At 52.1% G+C, this 443-nt stretch carries 1 protein-coding gene; it reads left to right on the top strand.

Annotation, left to right across the window (positions count from 1 at the left end; translation table 11 throughout):
- On the top strand, window positions 1-443 hold a 443-nt coding region (locus EYB30_RS16285), incomplete at both ends, for a calcium-binding protein (RefSeq protein WP_194241801.1).

Genomic DNA, 443 nt, shown 5'->3' with positions numbered 1-443 from the left:
GGGATTGCGCCAGCAGATATACAGGTTACCCGTTCAGGTGACAGCTTGGTGCTGTCACTGTTGGGCACTAATGATCGTATTACGGTAAGCAACTATTTCCATAGTGATGGTACCAGTGCTTATAAGCTGGAAGAGATCCGCTTTGCCGATGGCACCGTCTGGAATGTTGCTCAGATCAAAGTCATGGTGATGCAAAGCACCAATGCTAATGACATCCTGTATGGCTATGCCACCGACGATGTGCTGCACGGCGGTGCCGGTAACGATACGCTGCACGGCCAGGCTGGTAATGACCGTTTGCACGGTGGTACCGGCAATGACTCCTTGAATGGCGGTGCCGGCAGTGACGAATATCACTTTGCACGTGGCTGGGGCCAGGACAACATTAATAACTACGATACCGGCAGCGATAAGACCGATGCGATCGTATTTGCGGAAGGGAT

It is taken from the genome of Rheinheimera pleomorphica, assembly GCF_011634895.1.
GTDB classification, from domain to species: Bacteria; Pseudomonadota; Gammaproteobacteria; order Enterobacterales; family Alteromonadaceae; genus Alishewanella; species Alishewanella pleomorphica.
This window is presented reverse-complemented; position numbering and strand designations above follow the sequence as displayed.